The sequence below is a fragment of the Streptomyces sp. DH12 genome (assembly GCF_020873895.1).
Lineage (GTDB): Bacteria > Actinomycetota > Actinomycetes > Streptomycetales > Streptomycetaceae > Streptomyces.
The window spans coordinates 1-465 of sequence record NZ_JAHWGT010000948.1; the positions used below are offsets into that span (position 1 = coordinate 1).

The following is a 465-nucleotide window of genomic DNA, read 5'->3' on the forward strand; positions in this document are numbered from 1 at the left end:
GCGCTGAACCGACGCGGTAGATGACGTCACTCAGCCGCGGCCGGCACCGGAGCGATCCGGAGCCGGTCGCGGCTGAGGCAGATCTGGATGATTTTTCCGTTCCGTTACCTAGGAGACGAGGAGGTCGGTGCCGATGGTCCTCGCTCTGACTGTGTGCGGAATCGTCGTGGCCCTCGTGGTGGTGGGTCTCTTCGTCTTCGGCCTGCGCCGCCGGCTGATCCAGCGGTCGGGCGGCACCTTCGACTGCAGCCTGCGCTGGGACGCGCCCGAGAAGGGCGACGCCGGCGGCAAGGGCTGGGCGTACGGGGTGGCACGCTACAGCGGCGACCGGGTCGAGTGGTTCAGGGTCTTCTCCTACGCCCCCCGTCCCCGCCGTGTCCTGGAGCGCTCCGCGATCGAGGTGGCCGGCCGCCGCGTCCCGGAGGGCGAGGAGGAGCTGGCGCTGTTGTCCGACGCGGTGATCCT

At 70.1% G+C, this 465-nt stretch carries 1 protein-coding gene; it reads left to right on the forward strand.

The genetic code is table 11. The features are described from left to right. Positions 1-133 precede the first annotated feature (133 nt). Positions 134-465, forward strand: a 332-nt coding sequence (locus LPA54_RS37925; protein ID WP_228984952.1) for a DUF2550 domain-containing protein, incomplete at its 3' end; no start/stop codon positions are given.